Raw genomic sequence first — 2,136 nt, 5'->3', positions numbered from 1 at the left:
CTGCCAGACGGCGCGGGCGACGCCGGAGAACGTGGTCCGCGGGGGGACCTCCAGCAGCGGGAGGCCGTGGGCGTCGCAGGCTGCCACCAGGGCGGGCGGCACCGTGTCGTGCACCGGCGCCAGGCCGAAGCCGAGGGCCGCGCCGCCCGCCGCCACGATCCGGGAGACGTAGCCGTCGAAGTACGGGCCGGTGCCCGCGGCCGGCTCGACATGGACGCCGGCCGTCAGCAGCAGTTCGCCGCCCAGCAGGTACGGGTACGGGTCGGCCATTTCCGAGACGTGGGCCCAGTGGATCACCGTGTCCCGGTCGGTCGGTCCCGCGATCCGGCGCAGGGCGAGGTCCTCCCGGGCCAGCAGGGCCGACAGGGGGATAGGCGGGGTCGGTGGGACCACTGGGGCAAAGGGGACCGGCGCATCCAGCATGATGTGCGTTCCCTTCATACCGTCTCGTTCCAATGGATGAAACGTACACTTCGCAGTCGCTTTTCAGCCACCTAATGTCGACTCGGACCGGCAGCCACGGCACGGGCGGACGCCCCGCGAGCCGCTGCCGTCGTCCCACCCCCAAACATCCCCCGTGCGCGAAGAGGAGGGCCCATGGCCGTCGACTACGCAGTGATCGTCGTCTATCTGGCCGGGATGCTGGCCATGGGCTGGTGGGGCATGCGCCGCGCCAAGTCCAAGAGCGAGTTCCTGGTGGCGGGCCGCCGGCTCGGGCCCGCCATGTACTCCGGCACCATGGCGGCGATCGTCCTCGGCGGTGCCTCCACCATCGGCGGCGTCGGTCTCGGCTACAAGTACGGACTCTCCGGGGCCTGGATGGTCTTCACCATCGGCCTCGGAATCCTCGCCCTCTCGATCTTCTTTTCGGCCCGGATCGCCCGCCTGAAGGTCTACACCGTCTCCGAGATGCTCGACCTGCGCTACGGCGGCCGGGCCGGCGTCATCTCGGGCGTGGTGATGTGGGCATACACCCTGATGCTCGCGGTCACCTCCACCATCGCCTACGCCACGATCTTCGACGTCCTGTTCGACCTGAACCGCACCGTCGCGATCATCCTCGGCGGCACGATCGTCGTCGCGTACTCCACCCTCGGCGGCATGTGGTCCATCACGCTGACCGACATGGTGCAATTCGTGGTCAAGACGATCGGCGTACTGCTCCTGCTGCTGCCGATCGCCGTCGTCAAGGCGGGTGGCTTCAGCGAGATGAAGGCCAAGCTGCCGACCTCCTACTTCGACCCGCTGGGCATCGGCGGCGAGACGATCTTCACCTACGTCCTGATCTACACCTTCGGCATGCTCATCGGTCAGGACATCTGGCAGCGCGTCTTCACCGCCCGCAGCGACACGACGGCCAAGTGGGGCGGCACCGTCGCCGGCACCTACTGCCTGGTCTACGCCATCGCCGGCGCCGTCATCGGCACCGCCGCCAAGGTGCTCTACCCCAACCTCGCCAGCGCCGACGACGCCTTCGCCACCATCGTCAAGGACGACCTGCCCGTCGGCGTCCGCGGGCTGGTGCTCGCCGCCGCCCTGGCCGCGGTGATGTCCACGTCCTCCGGCGCGCTGATCGCCTGCGCCACCGTCGCCAACAACGACATCTGGTCCCGGCTGCGCGGCATCGTCCACCGCGACGGGGAGGAGCACGACGAGGTCAAGGGCAACCGCGCCTTCATCCTGATCATGGGCGTCGCCGTGATCTGCACCGCCATCGCCCTCAACAACGTCGTCGAGGCACTGACCGTCGCCTACAACCTGCTCGTCGGCGGGCTGCTCGTGCCGATCCTCGGCGGGCTGGTGTGGAAGCGCGGTACCGCGCAGGGCGCCCTCGCCGCCGTGATCGTCGGCGGCCTCGCCGTCATCGGCCTCATGGCGACCTTCGGCATCCTCGCCAACGAGCCCGTCTACTACGGCCTGCTGTCCTCCCTCGCCGTCTACGTCGTCGTCTCCTTGCTGACCAGGCCCACCGACGAGGCCGTCCTCACCGCCTGGCGCGAACGCCTCGCCGGGCGCGCTCCAGGGCCGCGGGGGTGTCGCAACCGCCGCCGCGGTAGACGGCACGATCGGTGTCCCGGCGCAGTGCGGCGAGGAACTCCGCCGACTCGGGGGCGAGTTCCTCCTCGGCGCGGCGGC

General features: G+C 69.9%; 2 protein-coding genes. One reads left to right on the top strand and one right to left on the bottom strand.

What is annotated here, in order from left to right; all coding sequences use genetic code 11:
• A partial coding sequence (locus C1I97_RS35785; RefSeq protein ID WP_258382906.1) for a PucR family transcriptional regulator ligand-binding domain-containing protein occupies positions 1-423 on the bottom strand: 423 nt, incomplete at its 3' end.
• 174 nt (positions 424-597) lie between these two features.
• On the opposite strand from C1I97_RS35785, the gene C1I97_RS35780 reads away from it, so the two are divergent.
• Positions 598-2,136: sodium:solute symporter (locus C1I97_RS35780; RefSeq protein ID WP_258382905.1), on the top strand; the 1,539-nt coding region annotated here is incomplete at its 3' end.

The organism is Streptomyces sp. NTH33, assembly GCF_003236365.1.
Taxonomy (GTDB): domain Bacteria; phylum Actinomycetota; class Actinomycetes; order Streptomycetales; family Streptomycetaceae; genus Streptomyces.
Note: the sequence above shows the minus strand (reverse complement) of the source record. Positions and strands in the feature narration are given on the sequence as shown.